Consider the following 22,518-nt stretch of genomic DNA (forward strand, 5'->3'; position numbering starts at 1 on the left):
CCAAAATGCCGACCGCTCTTGCTAGGAAAAGACCGACTAACTTACATATCATATTTACTAATGATAGCAACTCCCAGATCTACATCTAGAGTACCTTGAGCGCCACCTCCGGGGATTAAACCGCAGAAATCTCGCAAATAACGCTCGTAATGGTTAGTTTTCAGTTGTCCTGCCCCTCCTAACAAACGTTGGGCAATCAAAACTAATTCGATAGCACTGTCGGTAGCATAGGATTTAGCTAAGCTAGTAATCGGTTCCCAGAGAGGATCTACCTGACCAGAGGCCTCAGCTTCTAGGGATTGATAGACGATCGAGCGACTGGTTTCTAGCAGTTTATACATTTTACCGATCTCTGCCTGTACCGATTGCATAGCGGTTAAGGGTCGATTGTAACGGATGGAATGACTGAGACTTTTGACACAATCTTCCAAAATTGCCTCCATTCTGCCCAAAACGGGACTAACCAAGATAGAACGACGGGCGTTTAAAAATTCCTGCACATGACTTAACCCATCGGCCGCCACCATCACCGAGTCATGGGGAAGAAAAACATCATGAAAATGTACCGTTGAGATGCCAGCAGCGCGCCATCCTGCCATGGGTAAGGGAACAATTTCCACTCCGGGGAATTCTTTTTCCACCAAAAAAACCTTAAGATCGTCAAAACTATCCGTTTTATGACGGGCATAGGTCATAAACGTATCAGCATTGTAACCGCCAGTGGTGAAAAGTTTTTTGCCAGAAAGGATATATCCGCCTTGGGTTTCTCTGACGCAGGTGTTAAAGGAAAAAGGATCCGCACCGTCGGTATAGGCAAAAGCGGGTGCTCTTTTCCCCGCGATCATCGGTTTCAGGTAACGTTCGATCAAGTCCTGTCGTTTTGACTTGTAGATCATTCTCATCACCGAACCGCGCAGAGAAATCACGAAGGGAAAGGATAGATCTTGACAGAGATAACCGACTCGATCGAGCATCATTCCCCAGGATAGCTGATCAGCCCCTCCACCTCCTAATTCTTGAGTCACAGGATAGGGAGTCATCCCTAAACGACAAGCTTCGGCAAAAATCTCTTCTGGTATACAAGTACCATTGGCATCCCGTTCTAAAACTCCGGGGTTAATGCGTTTGCGAATAAAATTGCCAAAACGACTATCGACTTCTGCTGCTATTTTTTTGGCTAGGGTACGATTCATGATGTTTTTATCAACCTCTTGTCTCAATTTTTTCCGGATAAGGATTTTTTTGTCCCTATATACTTAGCAGGGCAATCGCACTTATTTTGTATAAATTGTACTTGACAAACAGACAGTTTAAGCGGTGGAGACCAGGGGCTAGACATGGCCGCTTGAATCGAGGACAGTATCTAGGGCTGGCTGAATAAATCTAAAAACCTTGTTGGGTAAGACTTTTAGACTTTTTGTCAATCAAAAAGTACGGCTTTTCGGTAATTTTTATGCAAATAATTAACTTAAAATAAAATTCGATGAGAGTGCCTACGCCTAAAAGTAGCTGAAATCTATACAGGGAGACACTTACGGCACAAATAAATTAATACCAAAAGATAGACAATCGAGTTAAAACTTGATATAATAGCCAAAAACCAGAGTATTTTACTTAGGGTTTGCTGAATAATGGTAAAACCTTTTTAAAATAAGGCTTTTGACCTGTTAAAATCCAATGTTCATGCTGCGAAAATCGGATTGGTATCCTCAAAAACCTTGCATTATCCTTGCTATAGTACATAAGCTAGTACGAAAGAGGGGCAACAAAGCCTGAAACTCCCGACTCCTGACTCCCGACTCCTGACTCCTAACCCCACCAACAAACTTTTTCAGCAAACCCTACTTATGATACTTGACAAATTTTTGAACCTAGAAGGAACCTCTATTCAAGGCTATCGACACCTAGAAAATATCGTTATAGTTTTCCGAATCGAAAAATAAAAAAGCAACGGCAGAAGCGCAGAAAAATAAAAAACAGAAAGCGGAAAAAGAAGCAAAGCTAGAAGTTTTAAAGCGAAGTAAATATAGCCTGTTAAAAAATGAAAAAGATTTAACGGAAACCCAAAAAATCAGGCTAGAAGCTATCAAAGGAAATTTTCCAAATTTGAAAAAGATGCAGGAATTAAAGGAAGAATTCAGAAAGATTTATGAAACCTCAGAGAATCCGACAGAAGGACTGCTATCTATCTCGGAATGGTTGGCAAAATCCTCCATTGTTTTTACCAAGAGTTGTCAAACAATCCGAAACTGGTTTGGAGAAATCATTAGTTATTTCGAGCGAAGGACAACGAATGGGGTGGTCGAGGGAATCAACAATAAACTGAAACTAATAAAACGGAGAGGCTATGGCTTTAGAAACGGAATTTTTGGGTTAGAAGTATGTTATCTAGGCATCTTGTCTGTTGATTTAGCATAAAGAGTAACGAAGAGCCATCTTTTTGCCGCAAACCCTACTCAGCGATCGGTACTCAATTGACCGATCGCTGTTTTTGGCGAGATTTTAGATGATTACTGGTCAAATTGTTCGATCGCCGTGGCGTAACTCTCTTCCACCCCCGTGCCGTAACCTAGTAAGCGATGGATAAAAACTACTCGGTGCTGCCAAAGATAGACTTTCGTGTCCACAACTCCTTCATCAAGGAGAAAATAGGGTTTGTGCAGTTCGATATCTATTTCTTGTAGGGGATGACTGAAACCCACTTTCAGAGCTGGTTGTTTGCTACCTTGGCCAAGAACCAGTTTTTCCCGACTAGCATTAATGTAGGCTGCCGCTTCCATAAAAGCCCATTGATCGGCAAAATCAAGAGCATAGCGGTGCAATTGGAAGGGATAACGACCTTCTGCGATTAATTCACCCTGTTTTTGTTCTTCAATTTGTTTAGTTAATTTTTGGACTGGACGTTCAAATTTTTTCGAGATTTCTTCTTCCGAGAATAAATTCATCACTTCCGCCGGCAATCGCCCCGGTTTTGCCCCTAAACTCACTTGATCGGTGATTGTTACTGGACGTAAACTGATTTTTACCTGTGCCACTTCTTGATTATCAGCCAAGATACTAGAGGGCATTTCTAATAATACTCCCCCCTTAATGCAACTGGCACGGGTGACGAGTTGAATCGTTTCGCAATCGTGAAAAGTGACATTTTTGATGTAGCGCAGATGGGCCATGGCAACTACCATACTGGTTTGGTAGTTTTCCACTAACTTTTGAATACTCATCAAGTGATCGCGCAACCATCCCGCCCAACCATTTAATCCTAAGCGCAAAAGTTCTCGCTGGTGCATCTGCAAGGGAGTGAATAAAGTCGGACAGGCGGCGAGAGTAAGTTCACTGGTTCTCGGTGGGGATGAAGTGGGAGTAGTTGCGGCAACTGTACTAACCATTTTGTCGTCCTCGGCTAAAGATTTTGTGGCAATAAAATAAGACTAGGGAAGTAAGTAGATAAACCTGCCCGACGAAACAGTTAATCTTCCCTGTTGATAGTTAAAGCTGGGAATTATTTAATATTTTTAATTAACCACCAGCAATTGCCGTTAAAATTTGCAAGCGATCATTTTCTTGAATACTGCGGTCTAATTCATTCGAGAAAAGCTGTTCCCCATTTAAAAAAAGTCGATGAACTTTGCGAACTTCGCCATTCGCATCGTAGAGAGAAGCCGTTAAAGAGGGATATTTTTCCGTGAGAGTCCGTAAAGCTTTGGAGATGGTTTCCGCTTCTAGGGAAACTTCTTTTTGGTAGTCCACAAATCGTAGGAGAGTTCCAGAAAATGCAATGTTTAAGGTGGTCATTGTGGTGTTCCTCTTGTCTTACTGATCAGGAATACAAGCTTTTTGAGATTTATTCCGTGAAAATTGATTTGCCAATTTGGACCTGAATTGGCAATTATCTTCATCTTGTGTCATGATACTGCCCTCTCCCTTATTACCTCCATTATGTGTACATTTCTTAACAAAAAGATAGAAAACTTAAAAGAGTCCGAAACGATTGATAGGTATAGTTTTGAAAAAAGTAATGGCTCTACCGAACCTGTCATGTAAAACTATCAATAACTCATGCTTGTAAAGTTTGTACACTAAGGCTTTGAGTTTTTGTTAGATTGATATTTATCAACTTTAGAGCCTTGCTGTGCAGAGAGGGAGCTTGAGGAATTTTCTACAGTGTAAGTTCGGAAGAACCAAAGTAATCTACTGAGGAGTCATCAAAAAAAGGGAAAATGGGCAGCCCAAGGATTATTTCTGTGGAAAACTTATCCAGCCAGTTTTGTCCATCGGAGCTTACTTGAGCCAGCAATTCTCATTTTAAGGTTTCATGACATTAAAACCCTTGCACCTAGAGGGGTTAATAATTCTTAACGAATCTCTAGATCGCTGAAACAACGCAAAATCCTTTCAAAATGAGAATCGCTGTACTTGAGCTTTTTTTAAGCTTTGCCTCCCCCTACAGTACGATGCAATCTTTTAAAAAAACTTAACTTGACGCTGGGCATAAATGCGCTTAGACTGAGCAGAAAAGTTAGTCATCTGTCTTTGGGAGTAGCCCCACTAATGCTTCCGCAAAAGTTCTGCTGCTAATCAACTGATATAGTACAAATTCAAAGCCCAAAATGATCAAAAAATTAACGGTTTCTACCATCGCTTTACTAGGGGCATTTGTCGCTACCTCCCCAGCGCAAGCGGCTTTAGTTCAAAACGTATCTCTTTTAGACTTGGTTAATAGCGGCACCGTTGCTGGTTCCACGGGAACCCTAACTAGAACGGCGACGGGAATTGCCAGTACCGTGTCCACTAGCAATTTATCCCCTGGGGCTGCCTATACCATGTGGTGGGTTATCTTCAATAACCCTGAGTTTTGCGTCGGGGGTTGTGGTGAAGACGACTTCTCCAATCCTACCGTCAATGCTTCGGCATTTTTTGCCGATGGAGAAGTAATTGGTTTAAATGGACTGGGTAATTTCTCTGCTCAAGTCGGTATCGGTCAACTGCCTAATCCTAATCAAGTGTTGTTTGGTAATGGGTTATTCAATCCCTTGACAGCAGAAGTGTGGAACGTAGTTCGCGACCATGGACCGGCTAGTAGCGACCCTGTACTGCTAAACGCACAGTTAACCACCTTTAATGGTGGCTGTACCCTTACCCCAGGGGATGGTCTTTTCCCCTGTCGTGATGAGCAGTTAGCGGTTTTTTCAACCCCTGTTCCTGAACCTTCCGTTTCTGTGGGGTTAGTTGTCTTGGGAACCCTGGGAATTTTATGGAGAGTCCAAAGACCCAAAAACTAAGCTGGCCTGAATTGAAATTATCTGAGGGATAATCCTTCTCTTGGTCTGTTTTTCCCCGCTTTCCGCCCATTTATTCCCATTTGCCGGTTATGTACAAAAAAATACTGTCTTTAACCCTTTTCCCTTTAGGGATTGCTTCCACTGCCTTGCTGCCAGTATCATCTGCTCAAGCGGTCACGGTGGCTAGTGGTTGGATTGGTGCAGCCACTCAAGGTGTTAGAAATCAACCCCAGGGACCAACGGTAGCTTCTCGGCTCTATGGCATCCTTAGCACTGCTATGTACGATGCTTGGTCAGCCTACGAAGCTACCCCCATTAGTACCGTTCTGGGAGATACTTTACAACGTCCTACGAGCGAAAATACTCAAGCCAATAAACAGGAAGCGATTAGTTTTGCCGCCTATCGGGTGTTAACGGAACTGCTACCCACACAAACGGCTAATTTGACTGCTCGGATGAATAGTCTTGGTTACAACCCCAACAATACCAGCACCGATACCACTACGGCAGCGGGAATCGGTAACACCATCGCCGCCACACTGATGAATGCCCGTCGTAATGACGGTTCCAATCAGTTAAACAACTACGTTGATACCATCGGTTACAGCACCCCCAACACTCCCACTCAAGTGGTCGATATCGAACTCTGGACTCCGGAGAGTGTTCCCATCGATTCTGGTTCAGCACTACAGAGATATCTCACCCCCCACTGGGGAACGGTGCAATCCTTCTCTTTAACCGATAATGCTCAATACCGTCCCCCCGAAATCATCCGTTTTCTGTTAGATTCCAACGCTTCGGCGGATTTACAGGCGGGAACGATCACCAGGGGTGATGGTACAGTGGTTCCTATTAGTGCAGCTTTGGTGGGAGTAGATATCAATCCCGCTTTCATCCAGCAGGCGGTTGATGTAGTGGAATTCAGCGCCAATCTCACAGACGAACAGAAACTAATCGCCGAATTTTGGGAAGATGGCCCTGGAACCCCTTTCCCTCCGGGTACATGGATGGAGTTCGGGCAAGATATCTCGCAGCGGGATAATAATACTCTTGACGAAGATGTGCAGTTATTCTTCGCCCTCGGTAATGCGGTTATGGACGCGGGGATTGCCACCTGGGAAGCGAAACTATCCTATAATTCTGCCCGTCCCGTGCGCGTGATTCGCGAGTTAGGTCGCTTGGGTTTAATCGGGACTGACAGTAACGGCGATGGAGTCTTTGAAATTAACGCTTGGGGCGGCCCCGGTTTAGGCACAATCACTATTCCCGCTACCCAATTTCTCACCTACCAGAATCCCTTTGGTCCTCCTTCGCCCCCCTTCGCCGAATATACCTCTGGCCATAGTGCCTTTAGTGCCGCTGGGGCGGAAATCCTGCGTCTTTTCACTGGTAGTGATGTTTTTGGTGGTTCTGTCACCTTTGCCCCCGGTACTTCAGCTTTTGAACCGGGCATCACTCCGGGTAGTTCGGTAACTCTCTTTTGGGATACTTTCTCAGAAGCGGCGGATGAAGCCGGTATTTCCCGTCGCTATGGCGGTATTCACTTCCTCGACGGCGATATTCAAGGCAGAATTTTAGGTCGCAGGGTGGGGGGCAGTGTTTGGAACCGCTCTCAATTCTTTATCAACGGTGGCGTTACTACTCCAGAAGCGGATAATGTTCTCGCCCTCTTGACCCTAGGCGGTATTTTCTCCCTAACACGCCTGATAAAAAGCAAAATTAAATAAAAATTAGACCTTTTGCTAAATTTCCTAGAGACGTTGCCCCCAACGTCTCTATTTTACTTTCTCCCTAACTGCCCATCCCACAAGCCGAAAATAGGGAGATTAGCTCCGATCGCTTGTTATACTTGTCTAGGATAGAAATTACCGCTCCTCACCCCTGACTGTTAATGATTTTTACTGAATTAGTTTTGCAAAATTTCGGACCCTACGCTGGTCGTCAAGTGATTAATTTACGTCCTGAAAAAGATAACAATCCCTGTCCGATTATCCTTTTGGGAGGCATGAATGGCGGCGGCAAAACTACTTTAATGGATGCGATTCGTTTGGCTTTGTATGGTGCGCGGGCAAAGTGTTCTACTCGCAATAATTTAAGTTATGCCGAGTTTCTCAGTCAAGCAGTTAATAATCAAGCTTCCCTCATCGATCAGGCTAGAATTGAACTGGCTTTTGAACATCTGGTTAATGAACAATGGCGACAATATCGTATCGTTAGATACTGGACAAAACAGCCTAAAGATGGTAAGGATACCCTCGGTATTTTAGATGAAGATTGGCCCGATCCTGCCTTAGCTAATACTTGGGATGAATATATTGAAACTTTATTACCTTTGGGTATTTCTAACCTGTTTTTATTTGATGGGGAACAGGTAAAAGAATTGGCAGAACAGGATGTACCTCCTGACAGTGTTAAAGATTCGATGCAGACTTTATTAGGGTTAGAATTAGCGGAAAGATTAGCCGTTGATCTCGATATTTTAGCTAGTCGCAAGCGCCGGTTATTAGCAGCAGAAAATGAACTAGCAACTATTGAAGCTATTGAGAAAAAATTAGCCCAGTACCAAGAAGATTTAGAATTGGCTAGGCAAGAGATGGAAACTCAACAAAAAAATTTAGATTTGGTTAGAAATGATTTTGATGCAGTCTCGGATAAATTTCGCATTGATGGCGGAAAAATTGCCGCCGAAAGAAGTCAATTAGAGAGCAGAAAAAAGGAGGTAGATAAAAAGTTAGATAAACAGAGAGAATATTTAGGTCAATTGGCGGGGGAATTATTACCATTAAAGTTAATTTTTCCTCTCCTAGAAGCTGCTAAAATTCAGGGAGAAAAAGAGCTAAAATTTCAATCTGCTCAAGTCGCTCAATCGGTTTTAGAATCTAGAGATAAAAAGTTACTTGCTTATTTAAAACAACTAAGTTTAACTTTAGAACAATTAGAGAATATTAGGGATTTTTTAGAGCAAGAAAATAAGTTTTTAGCTGAGGATAAGGATTCTTTGGTTACTTCTTACTTAGATTTAGACGAGGAGGCGATCGAGTTATTAAATCGAGTCTTAACCCATCAATTACCGGCACAAATTAACCTCGCTCATCAAGCAATAGAACAATTAAAAAATCTGGAAGCTGACTTAGATAATTTAGAGCGAGAATTAGCAGTAGCAGCCTCTCCCGAAGAATACGAAACCCTGAGTAATAACTTAAAAACCGCTCAGAAAAAGTATCTAAATGCTCAAGCAGAATACGAGCAAAGCCACAAAAATTATGAGGAAATCAAAAAGAAAATTGAGAAAACTAAAAAAGAATTATTTGCCTATAGTGAGAAAGCTTTAGAATCGCAAAGTAACGAACATATCGTTAATGCTATTGTCAAAGCACAGCAAACTTTAAAAGTATTTAAAGAACGCTTAACTTTAAAAAAATTAAATAGATTAGAGGGAGAAGTGGCGGAATGTTTTCGTTATTTATTGCATAAGTCCGATCTAGTTCAGAAAATAGCGATCGATGCTGATACTTTTGGTCTATCTCTCTTTGGTCCCGATGGACAAAATGTGCCTAAACACCGTCTTTCTGCCGGAGAAAAACAACTATTAGCGATCGCTTTTTTGTGGGGATTAGCGCGAGTTTCCGGACGAGATTTACCCATCGCTATCGATACACCCCTGGGACGTTTAGATTCTTCCCATCGCCATAATTTAGTTGAACGTTACTTTCCCGCTGCTTCCTCTCAAGTCATCCTCCTTTCTACCGATACAGAAATTGGACAAAATGAGCTACTCTTATTAGAAGAACAGGAAGTAATCGCCAGAAAATACCTGCTAGAATACAATTCCCAACAACGTCAAACCACTATTCACCCCGACCGCTACTTTTGGTAAAATTATGACTGAGATAAATTCCCCAAAAATCCTCCCCCGATTAACTTGAGACATCGGGTATTACTTTCGATTTTATCAGTCAATCCAAGCTTTTGGGGGGATCAGCACCCCCCTTATCAAGGGGAGATTAAGGGGGGTGCCATATTCAATTTAATTATAACTAGCTACTTAGTTATTAAGGCAGAGGCAATCAGAGCAATTATCTTTTTAACTTTTTACTTTCTAACTTGACCATTATGGGAGAAATAGAAGATTTACTGGCACAAATGAAGGCAGAATACCAGAAACGGGATCGGGAAAAACCGATGCCGTCCTCTTCTTCTCGCCAAGAAAAAGAGCGTTTCCCAGCCGAATTTAAGGTTAATTATGCCGGCGATTCTTCTACCGATGCGCTTTTAAAAGCTTTAGCCTTAGAAAACCAAGAAAGGGAACAACAGGAGGCAGCGGAAAAAGAAAAAGCGTCGGCATTAAAACAGCAGCGCAAGCGAGAAGCTTTAACTAGAAAGGCAAAGCAATGGTTAGATAAATTGGATGCCAAATCGGAGGAAGGACGCTGGTTTGAGGAGTTTTCCTATAGCTACGATTCTCCTTTAGAAGCGGCGATTACCTATCTAGAAGCTTTGGGAGAAGTGGATATTTCTAAATGATCAGGTCTAATTTAAAGTTGTGGGTAAATTGGCCGCATCAAAAACTCGATTATGCCACCAAATATTATCACCAGCTATAATATTTGTGCCGTAACGAGGGACGATACCATAAACAGTGCCGGGGTCATAATCCAAAGCTTCACTGATGAGATTGTAAAGACGTTGTAGATCAAAACCCCGGGGGTCACAATGGGGATATTTTCCTTGATTAATCAGAAAACTATCGACGGCAAAATGGCTGACAATTTGCGGTAGTTGTCCCGTTTGTAAGGCTGCGAGGAGATAATATTTCGCCGTTTGCTGGTATTGAAAATCGCTGTAACCGGGGAGGGTTTGCAAACGTCCTTTGGTCAAACAGTGGGATCCCGGCGCCTGTACCAGTTCAATGTTAACGCTGGAGATAACCCGACGATTTCTTTCGGCAAAAACCAGCTGCAAGCGATCGCAATTAGGGTGAGATAGCTGCTGACAAATCGCTTCTGTTGCCCATAATGCGGTAGTTTTTGCCCCATCAAAGTAATTTGTCGGATATTCTTTGACTAAACGCTTAAAGACGGCTTCTGAAGGCGTATTTAACCAAATTCTCGCCCTTTTTTCTAACTCAGGGGCCGATCGCGTACTCAAGGGAACACCCTCTAAAGCAATTGCAAAACCCTTGACGCGGATAGTTTCTGGGGTAAGTTGCCACAGTTGACGCACTAATTGATCTCTGGTGTCTGCGGGCAGCATTTCGGCTGCTTGTTCATAAAAAGTGGCTGTGGGACGGTGACGTTCAAAAAAAGGCCGGGCGATCGAGTCTAAAATATCTCTATCCTTGGAATTCTGTTTGCGGGGGATGTAAACATTGGGACCCAATTTCATCGGACCGCGAGCATATTTTTTCTGTTCTTCGATGTTACCCGCAGTCATACTCCAAGCTGTGTCGTGGAGAATAAACAAAGGGGTGCGATCGAGGGTTAAGAGGGTTTCTGGCGAGGTAATTTGCAAAAATTCGGCGATTTTCTGCTTTTCTAACTCATCTAGGCTCTTACCGGCCAAATTCTCCCCCACCGTGGAGGGATTTAAAATATCTATGGTGGCAGTGGAGAGACTAGAGGTATTCAGTTTTAAAATCAGTAGGGACAAGACTAAACTAATCACCAAAGAAGTCACTCCCCATCGCCATTGCTCCGGGGGAAAGATAGAATATCTGGGGGGAGAAAATTGTCTTGATTTTTGCCGTCTTTGTCGATTCATCGGACCTTTTTAACGCGCTTTCCACCCATTGTATTCACTTTCTCGAAAAAGGGAATTAATACTAAATCCGTTGAGTATATGCTACCTATCAGGATAGGCAATAGGCACTCTTGCAATAGGCAGCTTTATTCTCCCCACACCCCACACCCCACTTCCCCACACCCTACACATAATTACTGAGGAACCATTGGGTATTAAAAGCTCGATCGCAGGATATTTCTAGTAATCTTATGCCTGATTCCGGTAAAACTGCGATTTTTTGCTTAAAATCAGTCCAATCACTGATTAAATGGTAATCAATACCGTAGGTGTGACAGAGTTGGCAAAAGTCAATATTTTGGGGAGTGGCAAAAAATTCTTCAAAGGGAGGGTCAAATTTGGCGATCGGCAACATCTGGAAAATGCCTCCCCCCTTGTTATTGATTAAAATTATGGTCAAGGAGCCAACAAAATATTTTTTGATTAAAAAACCATTTGTGTCGTGTAATAGGGCTAAATCTCCCGTTAATAGCAGACTAGGGACATTTTTATAAGCTATTCCCATCGCAGTGGATAGGTTGCCGTCGATGCCATTGGCCCCGCGATTAAAATAGGGACGAATTTTGCGATCGCTAGGCGGGTTAAAAAATTCGGCATAGCGAACAGGCATACTATTAGAGATAAAGATCGGGGTGCGGGGGGGGAGGTATTGGGAGAGCAGCCAGGAGATTTTTCCTTCAATCAGTTTAGTTTCTGCTGCCAAAAGGCGATCAATTTTAAATCTAGCTTGCTGGTCGAATTTTTGCCATAATTCTCGATATTCTCGGTTATTATCGGGTTTTTCTGGGAATAGATGCCCTAATTGCTCGATATTTCCCCTGAGATGTCCGGTTTTTCCCTGTAGAGGATCGTAATTATCGGGATGGGGATCGATAATCCAGCGCGGACAGTCGATTTCTTCTAACCAGATCCGTAATTCTTTGCTGGTGGGTAATTCCCCAATTTGCAGGACAACATCGGGGGTTAATTGGGTTTTAATGGCAGCATTCCGCAATAATAAATCATAGGTAGTGATCAGATGGGGATTTAACCCTGCATAGTTTCGCAGAGGAGATAAAGCTTCTGCTAAGACGGGATATTGTTGCGATCGGGCTAAATTAGCGATCGCCTGACAGTAACTTTCGGGGTTTTGCGGGGAAGCTAATCCCGCGATGATAATTCCTTTGGAGGGTAAAGAAGGAATTTCGAGAATTGAGTGGTTAATGGGGATATTTTGCCGAGATATATGGCTAAAAAAAGCCTCTTGGTCAAAATTAGCCTCTAAATTGTTAATTTCTAGATCGGGAGTTGGTGCGAGGGGATCCCGAAATGGTAAGTTCAGATGCACCACTCCGGGGACAGGATCGAGACAGCGCAACCACCCATGGATGATAGTTTGACGGAGATAGCGTAAACGCTCGATATTGGCACTAGGACAGCTAATTTCCGCTTGCCAGTTGGGATAATTACCGTAGAGTTTGACTTGATCGATAGTCTGACCGGCATGAGCATGACGCAATTCTGGGGGGCGATCGGCGGTTAGAATTAATAAAGGGACATGACTTTCTTTTGCTTCAATGACTGCGGGATAAAAATTAGCCGTGGCAGTGCCGGAAGTGCAGACTAAAACCACCGGTTGATATAATTGTTTGGCTAATCCCAGGGCAAAAAAAGCGGCCGAGCGCTCGTCTAAGATGGGAATAGCTTCAATCTGAGGATGTCTTGCCAAGGCTACCGTTAAAGGAGTCGATCGCGATCCGGGAGAAACCACCCCTATCTTCAATCCCAAACGGGCCAATGTTTCGACTAAAATAGAACCCCAAAGTGTATTAAGATTGCGAAAATCGATCGACATTTATCAGTTCAGTGCAAAGGTTAGGGGACAATCGGTTAAAGAGTCTATACTGTTAACTATCTAAATTACTCGTTAAGACTGTCTATGAGCGGGGAAAAGGAGTTTGAGCATTTGTACTAAAATTCTCAATACGCAGTTTAAATGCAGTACAGTCTATTAATAAATTTAACATTGGCTGGAACTGGCCAAGAATAAGTTATTCCTGAGTCAGTCCCGATGAAAAAATTTTCACCCCCACAGATGAAAGAGGTTTCCTTTCCTACACCCCACACCCCACACCCTCTTTCAAGTCAGCGATCCGGGTTAAGTTTACTCTCGATTCCCGGGCCAATTTATCCCTTTTCGGGTTCCTTTCTTGCTAAGTTTTAACCAGAAAACTTATAGGTTAACACCACATTGATATTAGCTGCCAGCAGGGCCAAGAAGAGCAGAAAAGTAAAGCGATCAATCCAGAATTTTTTAAAGAGACCAAAGATATCCTTGAGATAGAATACTCCCAGAATTGCTGCCGTACCGATCATAAAATAATAGCGACCGTAGGGAGAAGCTAAGATCCAGGCTGTCAAATTGAGATGAATCGACCAAACTCCCAGAAAGATAAAAATAATTGAGGCAGTTAATCCGTCCGTTTCTTGGCGAAAATCATCGAGAAAGATGCCTAGAATAATAAACATAAACGGATAAAAAGGAATCATATACCAAGTAAAAAAGTGACTTTGCGCTCCCGTGGCAACTAAAATTAAGGTGTAGAGGATTACTGGTAAAGCGAGTAATCTAACTTGAGGACTAGCGGGATTCTTTCGGAGAAAGGGTAAGAGGGTTAACCAGCTAAAAATTAGCCAACCATCCTCGAAAAATACCGTGGGAGTGGTTAGATATTTGACAAAGTTAAAGTCCTCGAAGCGCAGGGATTGTTCTTGAAATATCTTCCGAAAGAAATCGTAGTCATAGATAGCACCGTAGAGAAAATAGAGAGAGAAAAAGAAAGCACCGATCGCAGTCACATAAATAGCCTCTCGTCCTTGCTTTTCGTAAATCAAGAGGACAATTAATAATACTACTAAATAAATAGCAGTTACTTTGACTAAACAGGCCAAACCAGCTAAACAAGCGGCGATATAGAGATATTTTTTCCGATGATTTTGATAGTATTGCCAATACAGTAAGACGATCAATAAGCACAAAACAATGATTAAATTTTCACTAATAGCTAACCGAGAGAGGAAAACTGTATTGGGATTGGTGGCATAAATTAAACTAGCGATTATAGCGATCGATAGATTACTCAACTTGAGAGCCAGTAAATAGACCAAAACTATCGCAGCAATACCTAAGAATAAAGAAGGGACTCTAATAATAGTTAAACTGCAATCAAAAAAAGTCTTTGCTCCTCCTAAAAGAGCAAATAAACCCACCAATAAACCAAATAAAGGAGGATGATCAAACCAGGGAGTCACCAAACGATAACGGATATTTTTCGCTTCCCAAACCACCGTAGGAAAATTATCCGTGGGACTCAACCAGGACCAACTGGTGGGGATACCCGTTTGTAATAAACTCATGCCACTCCAAGCAAAAGCATATTCGTCAGCAGTCCAATTATCTGGAGGCAAAGAATCATAATTATAGATTCGCAAAAAAGCACCTAAGCAGGTGATAATTGCTGCAATCAACCAATGTTTATGGACAGTCAAAAAGCTGGGCATCGATTATTAAGGATAGGTGGCAGTGACTAAATAAGAGTCAGAATTTCATGGTATAATGGATGGGGTGATAATGACAGAAAAATCGGGATGATTAAAGTAAACAGACGTAAATTTGGCCAGTGGATCAGTCTGATCGGTGCAGGAGTCGGACTGGCAGCGATTCTAGATAGAAAAAATATTTTTTCCCCCTCCACCGCTACAGCAATCATACCCCCGCAACCCCCCCAAAATTCCTCTTTTCCCCCCCGACAAAGCTTTTCCTTTGAAACCGTTACTCTCGATCCTAGCGGTTTCGTGATCGAGCGCAATTCCCGCAGTGCCGAATACTACAGCGAAACCCTTGCGGGATTAGAGATGATTGCTATCCCTGCTGGCACTTTTATCATGGGGACACCGGACGGAGAAAAAGGAGACTTTACCGGTAGTGATAAACCCCAGCGCTTAGTCAAGGTGAACAGTTTCTACCTGAGTAAATACCCAATAACCCAAAAACAATGGCAAATTGTCGCTAATCTGCCCAAAATTAACCGCGATTTAACCCCCAATCCCTCCCACTTCCAAGGGGATAACTTACCCGTCGATAGCATCTCTTGGTATGATGCGATCGAGTTTTGCGATCGACTTTCCAGGGCCACCGGCAGAAACTATCGACTCCCAAGCGAGGCACAATGGGAATATGCTTGTCGTGCCGGCACTACCACACCCTTCTACTTTGGTGCCACCCTTACCAGTGAATTCGCTAACTACTATGCCATTAAATTTCCCTATGCAGTGGAAAGAGAGAGCGAATTTCGAGCTAAAACCACCCCTGTAGGCAGTTTTCCCCCAAATGCCTTCGGATTATACGATTTACATGGCAGTTTATACGAATGGTGTGCCGATCCTTGGCATCGCAACTATAAAAATGCTCCCAGCGATGACCAAGTATGGCCGGCCGATCCTAATAGCACCGGCAATCGTTATCGCATCCTGCGTGGAGGTGGTTGGGGGACAGAATTGAGGGAATGTCGCTCCGCTAGTCGAGGCCAATTTGGTCCGGATAATCGCTATAGTGTATTAGGATTCCGCATCGCCAGTAGTTAGCTCAAAATTCTGGTTTCAACAACTTTGCCGGTAAATTGTGCGTCTCTAAACCTGTTTTAGTCTGTGAGTGTAAGCGAGTGACCAACTCTCCACCCTATCCCTTTTTAACCACCCCCGTCGGCTCTTTGCAAATTCCTTTTTTAGAGCAAATTGAAGAAATTACCAGCAATAATAGTTATATTCTCAGAGATTCGCCGCAATTACTCAAATTATCTCTAGTTATTCCCACCTATAACGAGCGAGATAACGTTATTCCCCTAGTCGAGAATCTCAGTCAATTACTCGATCGAAAAATTCCCGATCAGTATGAACTAATTATCGTCGATGATGACAGTCCCGATCGCACTTGGGAATTAGCCAGCAAATTAACCCAGGATTACCCGCAACTGCGGGTGATGCGTCGTCAGGGAGAAAAAGGATTAGCGTCGGCAGTGGTGCGGGGTTGGCAAGGGTCAAGGGGTGAGATACTAGGAGTAATCGATGGAGATCTGCAACATCCCCCCGAAATTCTCTATAATCTCCTCGAAACTATCGAAAAAGGAGCCGATTTAGCTCTTGCTAGTCGTCACGTCGAAGGAGGAGGAGTGAGCGAGTGGAGTCTGCTGCGACGATTTCTCTCTCGCGGCGCTCAAATCCTTGGTTTAATTCTACTGCCAGAGGTGGTCGGTCGCGTCTCCGATCCCATGAGCGGTTACTTTATGGTCCGCCGTCAAGCGATCGCCGGTCCGATTCTCAATCCCACCGGTTACAAAATTTTACTAGAAGTCATCGGCAAAGGTCGCATCAAAACCATCGGAGAAGTGGGTTATGTCTTCCAAGAGCGGCTAGAGGGGGAAAGTAAGGTAACTTGGAAACAATGGCTAGAATATATCTTCCATCTGCTGCGTTTGCGCTCTCAAAGGCCATTAAGGTTTTTAGATGCAATTGTCAATCTACCTTTAGATAGATTTATTCGCTTCGGTTTAGTGGGATTAACCGGGGTTTTTGTCGATATGGCCTTTCTCTATCTTCTCAGTGATCCCGCCGCTTTGGGTTGGGGATTAACCCGCAGTAAAATCATCGCCGCTGAATTAGCAATTATTAATAATTTTATCTGGAATGATCGCTGGACTTTTGGCGATTTATCCGCTCGTCAACGGGGTTGGAATAAACGCTGGAAAAGATTTTTCAAGTTCAATTTGATCTGTTTAGCCGGTTTAATTTTAAACGTCTTGCTGCTCAACCTTCTCTTTAATGGTTTAGGAATCAATCGCTATCTAGCTAACTTCATCGCCATCGCTATCGTCACGGTTTGGAACTTTTGGGTTAATCTTAAACTCAGTTGGCGGGTGACAAAATAGCCAGCTAGAAGCAAAAAAATGGTAGGCCAAAATTGAGATGCGCTTACCCTGTTGTCCATAGCATTTGCGACTTGTTTACTCCATCCTATGATCCTGATTACAGAAAAAATTTACCAGTCTATTTTCACCCACGCAGAATCCACCTATCCCGAAGAATGTTGTGGGTTACTCCTAGGAAAAATTACCGAGACAGCAGCCGAAGTTATCAGCATACAAGCAACAGAAAATAACTGGTCAGGCAATAGAAAAAACCGCTTTAGTATTGCCCCAGAAGTGCTTTTACAAGCTCAAAAATCGGCCCGGGAAAACCAGCTAGAAATTATCGGTGTCTATCATTCCCATCCCGATCATGCCGCCATTCCCTCGGAAATTGATCGCCAATTAGCCTGGTCAGGATATACTTATTTAATTGTCTCCGTAGTTTCAGGGCGAGCGATCGATTTACAAGCTTGGCAACTGGACGAGCGCGAACAATTTCAAATCCAACCTCAAGAATTAAAATGTTTTTGACATCGCTTGAGAACAAAAAAGAAAGGCTGGGGAAAGTTTTTAAAATCCATAATTCCCAGCACCGTATTATCATCTACTTTCCGAAAAGAGTCATTAATCGGCAAATAATCATAAATCATCGTGGCGCTAACTTTGTCCCGATATTCCATCATTCGCAGTCTAGCCTGACTTGTCTCTGTTTTTAGCAAGGAGTTGGTCAGCATCAGCAAAGGTTTCAGAGAATTATTTTTCAGTATCGGCAGCTTCAAAATCCAGTTCATGGCCGTGGGATTAGGTGCCACCTTAAAAATTTTTCCCTGACCATCTAAAAATAACAGGGGGTGGACATTCTCAGTATCGACAAATTCTTTACCATACCAATTAGATGCTTCTAATAAACCATCCATGGGGTGATTTGTCTGAAGTCCAGAACCTTGCCAAAGACCGAGCATAAAGTCTAAACTCACGGGTTCGAGAGCGTCAAACAATTCTAACGCTCTTTCGGTGGTCGTTTGACCAGCTTTAAGAATCGACTGGCAGCTTTCTAATTTTAATGTTTCCATTGTCTCGCTCTTATTGTGTCCTGACAATGATATTATAGCTGCCCAGCCAGAGGGTGGGGGATTGCCCCTCGGCTAAAATCACCAAACATCCCACATATCTTCACTCAATGGGTCATCGTATCACTCTAGGGTTTCCAGCCATTCACTCATTTCTTCCTTGATGGTTTCTTTAAGTTCTCGCAAATCATCTTTATCTATTAGGCCTTTTTCCAGTAAGAAAGTGTAGAACTTTTTCAGACTACCTGCGTTAGCCTTGAGGCTTGATTGACTGGCCCACAGGGCCTTTTTGATAAACCAATAACCCAAAAAGTCACCGACCATATCTACCCCGTCTTTAGCTTCTACTGCATCCTCATAGAGTAAATATTCGTTGATATAAAAATCTATATTTGAAATATGATTATTAATGGTTTTTTCCGACAAACCTGATGATTCTAGCCAACTCTCGAAATCCTTTAGTAATTCATGATTGACTTTTCTTATCTTTTGACAGTCAGCCTCATATTTCTGGGAATCATCCATCTCAAATTTCTCTCCTCTAAATCGCTGCTCGATGGTCAATAGGGTAATGAATCAAGTCTTTTTTTCCAAGCGTCTAAAGCCGCCATTTTCTCCTCAGGGTCAAGGTCGGCCAACCGCCGGAATCGCCTTTCCCTTTTCTGCTAAATAGCTTCAACGATGTTAGACTGAATTTGCTCAATGATGGCGGCCACATCTTCTTCTGTATCTCGAGGTTGGGTTAATTCCACATCCGTTGAGGAGAGGTACATTTGGGCCCAGTCTAGGTTTTCCAGTTCACACTGGTCAATCACCGAACTGGGGATGTTTTTCAGGGTGATGCTATCCCATTCAATGCCGATGAGATTGCTCTGCCGCTCAATTATCACAATTCTTCCTTGCCAACCACCGATGTCAGTCCCCAAATCTGGGTCGAGTACACCCTGTTTGACGATGACCGAGTCGCCGACTTTGAAGGCAAACTCTGACTCGGAAAATTCGGGCGACAAGCTGGAGGCAACCGAGAGATGATACTCGCTTCCTAGCTCTTTTAACTCAAAATCCACAATCATCCGCTTGTTTTCCGAGAAATAACGGTTTTTCCTAGCGATTAGCTCCTCGATTAGCCCTTGAATATCCGCCTTGAGCCTTTTATCTCCTTTAAGAAGGTCTTTATTAAAAACTCGGTCTATCATCTCTTGCCGCTTTGATTCGGGGGACAACGCCAGATTCCAAGCGATTATCCCTATGGTCAGCAGTGTTCGCATAGATCCCTTCGTTTCATTGGATTTGCGGTAAGGCTCGATAAAATCCTCCAGAACTTCCGACATTGTGACTTCCCCAGAAGGAGAGACGACAATTTCCTTGAAAGGCAAGGACTTTTCTCTTAATTTCTTCTCAAAGCTTTTCAAGGGTTTTTCGGATCCTTGGGACATTTTCTGCAGCCTGAGCAGTTCACTAAATGCCTTCGATTTTTTAGCCATGATTGAGCCAGAAAATATGTGTTATTAATCCTGTTGGGTTGCTGAACAACATTGGAATAGGGAAATTGTAACTGCTCTCAGGGAGCGATTGCGCTCTCATTATTAAATCTTAAAGTTCTGGTCTGAGTCGTCAGCTGTTGACTGCTATCCGATACTTTTTTGTTAACATAGATTAGCAATGCACTTTCAGAGATTCTCTTAAAACAGAGGATATCTCCTTCCCAAATCCCCCGCAAGGGAAAAATATGTCTCAAAAGCCGATTTATCTAGATTGCCACGCCACGACACCGATGGAGCCGCAAGTTCTGGCGGCGATGTTACCCTATTTTACCGAACACTTTGGTAATGCCAGTAGTATTAATCATGTCTATGGTTGGACAGCCGAGGCTGCGGTTAAACAGGCAAGAGAAACAATCGCCGCTGCTATTAATAGTAGTCCCGAAGAAATTATTTTTACCAGTGGAGCAACGGAGGCCAATAACCTGGCCATCAAAGGGGTTGCCGAAGCTTATTTCGCCAAGGGACGGCATATAGTTACGGTGATGACAGAACATCGCGCCGTTTTAGATCCCTGTCATTATCTGGAAAAATTGGGTTTTGAGGTGACAATTTTACCCGTCGGTGCTGATGGCTTAATTGACTTGGAATTACTAGAAAAATCTTTACGTCCTGACACGATTTTGCTGTCAATTATGGCGGCTAATAACGAGATTGGGGTGATTCAACCTTTAGCGGCAATTGGGGCGATTTGTCGCCAGTATCAGGTGCTTTTTCATACGGATGCGGCCCAAGCAATCGGCAAAATTCCCCTAGATGTGGAGGAAATGAATATAGATATGATGTCCTTAACTGCCCACAAAGTCCACGGACCAAAGGGAATCGGTGCGCTATACGTCCGGCGCCGAAACCCCAGAGTCCGTCTGGCCGCTCAAATTCAAGGGGGAGGCCAGGAAAAAGGACTGCGATCGGGTACAATATTTACACCGCAAATTGTCGGTTTTGCCAAGGCAGTAGAATTGGGCATCAAAGCGATTGAAGAAGATACCAGCTACTTAAATCAGTTAAAAGCCCGTTTATGGGAGATTATCAGTCAATTAGACAGAATTTATCTCAATGGTCATCCTAGCCAAAGATTAGCGGGAAATTTAAATATTAGTATTGAAGGGGTGGACGGTGCGGCGTTATTGTTAGGATTACAGCCAATAGTGGCGCTTTCCTCCGGTTCTGCCTGTTCTTCTAGCCATACCGCCCCCTCTCACGTTTTAACTGCCTTGGGTCGCCCCGAATCTCTCGCTTATGCCTCCCTGCGCTTCGGGTTGAGTCGTTTTAATACTTTAGAAGAAATTGAACTGGTGGGGGAACAGGTGGTTTTAACGGTTAATTCCCTCCGCAAAGCCAAAAATTTTTGACGTTTCGGCTCCTATCCACAAGTTAGTTTCGGTCTAGGTTTTAACAATTCCGAAAAAGCTTTCTATGATTGCCTTTGACTGATTGCCGTGCCAGTTAATAACATTGATGCTTGGTTTTCAGTCCAGTGAATCATCCAACTCGGTTGTAATCCCAAAACAATAATAAATAAAGCCAAAGCAATTTCGGGAAATCTTTCGGGCCAGGTACTGCGAGGAATGCGCGATAATTCAGGGGTTAAACGACCAAAGAAAACCCGATTAATCATCAGGAGAAAATATACTGCGGTTAAACCACTAGCGACCAAACATAAGAGCGTTTGTATCGGAAAAATCGGGAAACTGCCACGAAAGACCAAAAATTCGGCGATAAATCCCACCATTCCGGGGATGCCGGCGCTGGCCATAGCCGCTAAAATCATTAACATTCCCGTGATTGGTAAACCTCTTTCTGGATTTAATAAACCGCGTAGATAATCCACATCCCGACTGCCGGTTTTTTTATACACTACTCCCACCAACAAAAATAACAAAGCGGAAATTAAACCGTGACTAATCATCTGCAAAATCGCCGCGGTGATGCTTAATCTGGTGGTGGCCGCCGCCGCTAGTAAAATATAGGCCATGTGGGAAATGGAAGAATAGGCGACTACTTTTTTCATATCCTTTTGGGCAATAGCGCAACTGGCCCCGTAGAGGGCGCTGATAGCTGCTATTGTTGCTAACCAAGGGGCGAGAGTCACCCAAGCATCGAGGAATAAACCGACTCCAAAGCGCAGCAGTCCATAGGTTCCTAATTTGAGTAATATTCCCGCTAAAAGCACAGAAACGGGGGTAGATGCTTCGACGTGGGCATCCGGTAGCCAAGTATGAAAGGGAAAAATCGGGATTTTGATGGCTAATCCAATCAGAAGGGGGATGAGGAGCAGTAATTGGGTTTTAACGTCTAAATTATTCGATAAAAGGGGATTATAGGCGAAATTATCAGCACCGGTTAGCCAAACTAAGCCAAGGAAAGAGATTAGCACTAAAAAGCCGGAAATTGCCGTGTACAATAAAAATTTCATGCCCGCATAACCGCGTCTTTGACCCCCCCAAATGGCAATGAGAAAGTAAAGCGGGACGATTTCTAATTCGTAAAATAGGAAAAATAACAGTAAATCCTGCGCTAGAAAGGCCCCCGCTACTCCGGCATTGAGTAACAAGAGCAGAGAATAGTAAAATTTCGGTCGGTTAACCTCTGTGCCACTGGCATAAAGAGCAATTATTGTCAAGATGCTGTTAAGAAAAAGTAATGAGAATGACAATCCATCAACACCGAGGGCATAATTGAAACCGAGGAAATTAATCCAAGGCAGGTTAACCGTGAACTGCATTTGCGGGTTACTAGGGTCAAATTGCCAGCCAAGGAGAATATTAAGCAGTAAGAGAACGACAGCAAGAGTTAGAGCTAATCCTCGCACTTTTTTCGCCTCTAGAGGCGTGTAGGCAATCAGTATCGCCCCTATAATCGGTAGCCAAATAAAAGCGTTGAGCAT

The 22,518-nt window shown here is 43.3% G+C and carries 18 protein-coding genes and 1 pseudogene; 9 read left to right on the forward strand and 10 right to left on the reverse strand.

Translation table 11 applies throughout. The features are described 5' to 3' along the window. Window positions 1–41 precede the first annotated feature (41 nt). Window positions 42–1,193, reverse strand: coding sequence for an acyl-CoA dehydrogenase family protein (locus ACQY1Y_RS07705; RefSeq protein WP_002739551.1), 1,152 nt, complete (start codon window positions 1,191–1,193; stop codon window positions 42–44). A gap of 757 nt (window positions 1,194–1,950) precedes the next feature. Between ACQY1Y_RS07705 and ACQY1Y_RS07710 the strand changes: the two are divergent. Beyond that, window positions 1,951–2,408 (forward strand): annotated as a pseudogene (locus ACQY1Y_RS07710) (ISL3 family transposase); the annotation flags it as partial. A 102-nt stretch (window positions 2,409–2,510) separates the two neighbouring features. Here the strand turns inward: ACQY1Y_RS07710 and ACQY1Y_RS07715 are convergent. Beyond that, complete coding sequence (locus tag ACQY1Y_RS07715) at window positions 2,511–3,386, reverse strand: hypothetical protein (RefSeq protein ID WP_430014303.1); 876 nt, start codon at window positions 3,384–3,386, stop codon at window positions 2,511–2,513. Between the two features lie 130 nt (window positions 3,387–3,516). Next, complete coding sequence (locus tag ACQY1Y_RS07720) at window positions 3,517–3,792, reverse strand: MoaD/ThiS family protein (protein WP_002740056.1); 276 nt, start codon at window positions 3,790–3,792, stop codon at window positions 3,517–3,519. 815 nt (window positions 3,793–4,607) lie between these two features. On the opposite strand from ACQY1Y_RS07720, the gene ACQY1Y_RS07725 reads away from it, so the two are divergent. The 4 genes from ACQY1Y_RS07725 to ACQY1Y_RS07740 all read left to right on the forward strand — a co-directional run bounded on the left by ACQY1Y_RS07725 (window position 4,608) and on the right by ACQY1Y_RS07740 (window position 9,803). Beyond that, complete coding sequence (locus ACQY1Y_RS07725) at window positions 4,608–5,279, forward strand: hypothetical protein (protein ID WP_430014304.1); 672 nt, start codon at window positions 4,608–4,610, stop codon at window positions 5,277–5,279. 89 nt (window positions 5,280–5,368) lie between these two features. Further along, a complete protein-coding gene (locus ACQY1Y_RS07730) occupies window positions 5,369–7,006 on the forward strand; it encodes a vanadium-dependent haloperoxidase (RefSeq protein WP_430014305.1) in 1,638 nt (545 codons plus the stop codon). A 164-nt stretch (window positions 7,007–7,170) separates the two neighbouring features. Then, window positions 7,171–9,156 (forward strand): DNA sulfur modification protein DndD, encoded by a 1,986-nt coding sequence (dndD, locus tag ACQY1Y_RS07735; protein WP_430014306.1) that lies wholly within the window; start codon window positions 7,171–7,173, stop codon window positions 9,154–9,156. 236 nt (window positions 9,157–9,392) lie between these two features. Next, window positions 9,393–9,803 (forward strand): salt stress protein, Slr1339 family, encoded by a 411-nt coding sequence (locus ACQY1Y_RS07740; RefSeq protein WP_002739611.1) that lies wholly within the window; start codon window positions 9,393–9,395, stop codon window positions 9,801–9,803. Window positions 9,804–9,809: 6 nt separating this feature from the next. Here the strand turns inward: ACQY1Y_RS07740 and ACQY1Y_RS07745 are convergent, their stop codons facing one another. The 3 genes from ACQY1Y_RS07745 to ACQY1Y_RS07755 all read right to left on the reverse strand — a co-directional run bounded on the left by ACQY1Y_RS07745 (window position 9,810) and on the right by ACQY1Y_RS07755 (window position 14,618). Continuing rightward, entirely contained in the window at window positions 9,810–11,039 is a 1,230-nt protein-coding gene (locus tag ACQY1Y_RS07745) for a hypothetical protein (protein WP_430014307.1), read from the reverse strand. 163 nt (window positions 11,040–11,202) lie between these two features. Further along, window positions 11,203–12,912 carry a 2-succinyl-5-enolpyruvyl-6-hydroxy-3-cyclohexene-1-carboxylic-acid synthase gene (gene menD, locus ACQY1Y_RS07750; RefSeq protein ID WP_430014308.1) on the reverse strand — a complete coding sequence of 570 codons (1,710 nt, stop codon included), beginning with the start codon at window positions 12,910–12,912 and terminating at the stop codon, window positions 11,203–11,205. A gap of 365 nt (window positions 12,913–13,277) precedes the next feature. Continuing rightward, complete coding sequence (locus tag ACQY1Y_RS07755) at window positions 13,278–14,618, reverse strand: ArnT family glycosyltransferase (RefSeq protein WP_016516257.1); 1,341 nt, start codon at window positions 14,616–14,618, stop codon at window positions 13,278–13,280. An 87-nt stretch (window positions 14,619–14,705) separates the two neighbouring features. On the opposite strand from ACQY1Y_RS07755, the gene ACQY1Y_RS07760 reads away from it, so the two are divergent. The 3 genes from ACQY1Y_RS07760 to ACQY1Y_RS07770 all read left to right on the forward strand — a co-directional run bounded on the left by ACQY1Y_RS07760 (window position 14,706) and on the right by ACQY1Y_RS07770 (window position 17,551). Then, window positions 14,706–15,701, forward strand: coding sequence for a formylglycine-generating enzyme family protein (locus tag ACQY1Y_RS07760; protein WP_430014309.1), 996 nt, complete (start codon window positions 14,706–14,708; stop codon window positions 15,699–15,701). 77 nt (window positions 15,702–15,778) lie between these two features. Next, complete coding sequence (locus ACQY1Y_RS07765; protein ID WP_130757706.1) at window positions 15,779–17,041, forward strand: glycosyltransferase; 1,263 nt, start codon at window positions 15,779–15,781, stop codon at window positions 17,039–17,041. Window positions 17,042–17,128: 87 nt separating this feature from the next. Further along, complete coding sequence (locus ACQY1Y_RS07770; protein WP_193977331.1) at window positions 17,129–17,551, forward strand: Mov34/MPN/PAD-1 family protein; 423 nt, start codon at window positions 17,129–17,131, stop codon at window positions 17,549–17,551. Here ACQY1Y_RS07770 and ACQY1Y_RS07775 read toward each other — a convergent pair. The 3 genes from ACQY1Y_RS07775 to ACQY1Y_RS07785 form a co-directional block, all read right to left on the reverse strand. Further along, window positions 17,530–18,093, reverse strand: a complete 564-nt coding sequence (locus ACQY1Y_RS07775; protein ID WP_002740111.1) for a DUF4334 domain-containing protein — start codon at window positions 18,091–18,093, stop codon at window positions 17,530–17,532. The two genes, ACQY1Y_RS07770 and ACQY1Y_RS07775, sit on opposite strands and share 22 nt — an antisense overlap. Window positions 18,094–18,213: 120 nt before the next feature. Next, window positions 18,214–18,615 carry a phage integrase SAM-like domain-containing protein gene (locus ACQY1Y_RS07780; RefSeq protein ID WP_002740193.1) on the reverse strand — a complete coding sequence of 134 codons (402 nt, stop codon included), beginning with the start codon at window positions 18,613–18,615 and terminating at the stop codon, window positions 18,214–18,216. Between the two features lie 140 nt (window positions 18,616–18,755). After that, the gene (locus ACQY1Y_RS07785; RefSeq protein ID WP_004162327.1) at window positions 18,756–19,574 is read right to left on the reverse strand and encodes a hypothetical protein; all 819 of its coding nucleotides are present in this window, start codon (window positions 19,572–19,574) and stop codon (window positions 18,756–18,758) included. Window positions 19,575–19,819: 245 nt separating this feature from the next. Here ACQY1Y_RS07785 and ACQY1Y_RS07790 point away from each other — a divergent pair, with 245 nt between their 5' ends. Next, complete coding sequence (locus ACQY1Y_RS07790) at window positions 19,820–20,983, forward strand: cysteine desulfurase family protein (RefSeq protein ID WP_430014310.1); 1,164 nt, start codon at window positions 19,820–19,822, stop codon at window positions 20,981–20,983. Window positions 20,984–21,045: 62 nt separating this feature from the next. On the opposite strand, the gene ACQY1Y_RS07795 is transcribed toward ACQY1Y_RS07790, so the two are convergent. Beyond that, window positions 21,046–22,518, reverse strand: coding sequence for an NADH-quinone oxidoreductase subunit M (locus ACQY1Y_RS07795; protein ID WP_024970221.1), 1,473 nt, complete (start codon window positions 22,516–22,518; stop codon window positions 21,046–21,048).

This window comes from Microcystis ichthyoblabe FBCC-A1114, from assembly GCF_050500245.1.
GTDB classification, from domain to species: domain Bacteria; phylum Cyanobacteriota; class Cyanobacteriia; order Cyanobacteriales; family Microcystaceae; genus Microcystis; species Microcystis ichthyoblabe_A.

What these genes read in the sequence shown, in the direction of transcription:
- ACQY1Y_RS07705 (WP_002739551.1), bottom strand. Translation starts at nt 1,193, where the DNA reads ATGAATCGTACCCTAGCCAAAAAAATAGCAGCAGAAGTCGATAGTCGT.
- ACQY1Y_RS07715 (WP_430014303.1), bottom strand. Translation starts at nt 3,386, where the DNA reads ATGGTTAGTACAGTTGCCGCAACTACTCCCACTTCATCCCCACCGAGA.
- ACQY1Y_RS07720 (WP_002740056.1), bottom strand. Translation starts at nt 3,792, where the DNA reads ATGACCACCTTAAACATTGCATTTTCTGGAACTCTCCTACGATTTGTG.
- ACQY1Y_RS07725 (WP_430014304.1), top strand. Translation starts at nt 4,608, where the DNA reads ATGATCAAAAAATTAACGGTTTCTACCATCGCTTTACTAGGGGCATTT.
- ACQY1Y_RS07730 (WP_430014305.1), top strand. Translation starts at nt 5,369, where the DNA reads ATGTACAAAAAAATACTGTCTTTAACCCTTTTCCCTTTAGGGATTGCT.
- dndD (WP_430014306.1), top strand. Translation starts at nt 7,171, where the DNA reads ATGATTTTTACTGAATTAGTTTTGCAAAATTTCGGACCCTACGCTGGT.
- ACQY1Y_RS07740 (WP_002739611.1), top strand. Translation starts at nt 9,393, where the DNA reads ATGGGAGAAATAGAAGATTTACTGGCACAAATGAAGGCAGAATACCAG.
- ACQY1Y_RS07745 (WP_430014307.1), bottom strand. Translation starts at nt 11,039, where the DNA reads ATGAATCGACAAAGACGGCAAAAATCAAGACAATTTTCTCCCCCCAGA.
- menD (WP_430014308.1), bottom strand. Translation starts at nt 12,912, where the DNA reads ATGTCGATCGATTTTCGCAATCTTAATACACTTTGGGGTTCTATTTTA.
- ACQY1Y_RS07755 (WP_016516257.1), bottom strand. Translation starts at nt 14,618, where the DNA reads ATGCCCAGCTTTTTGACTGTCCATAAACATTGGTTGATTGCAGCAATT.
- ACQY1Y_RS07760 (WP_430014309.1), top strand. Translation starts at nt 14,706, where the DNA reads ATGATTAAAGTAAACAGACGTAAATTTGGCCAGTGGATCAGTCTGATC.
- ACQY1Y_RS07770 (WP_193977331.1), top strand. Translation starts at nt 17,129, where the DNA reads ATGATCCTGATTACAGAAAAAATTTACCAGTCTATTTTCACCCACGCA.
- ACQY1Y_RS07775 (WP_002740111.1), bottom strand. Translation starts at nt 18,093, where the DNA reads ATGGAAACATTAAAATTAGAAAGCTGCCAGTCGATTCTTAAAGCTGGT.
- ACQY1Y_RS07780 (WP_002740193.1), bottom strand. Translation starts at nt 18,615, where the DNA reads ATGGATGATTCCCAGAAATATGAGGCTGACTGTCAAAAGATAAGAAAA.
- ACQY1Y_RS07785 (WP_004162327.1), bottom strand. Translation starts at nt 19,574, where the DNA reads ATGGCTAAAAAATCGAAGGCATTTAGTGAACTGCTCAGGCTGCAGAAA.
- ACQY1Y_RS07790 (WP_430014310.1), top strand. Translation starts at nt 19,820, where the DNA reads ATGTCTCAAAAGCCGATTTATCTAGATTGCCACGCCACGACACCGATG.
- ACQY1Y_RS07795 (WP_024970221.1), bottom strand. Translation starts at nt 22,518, where the DNA reads ATGCTCAACGCTTTTATTTGGCTACCGATTATAGGGGCGATACTGATT.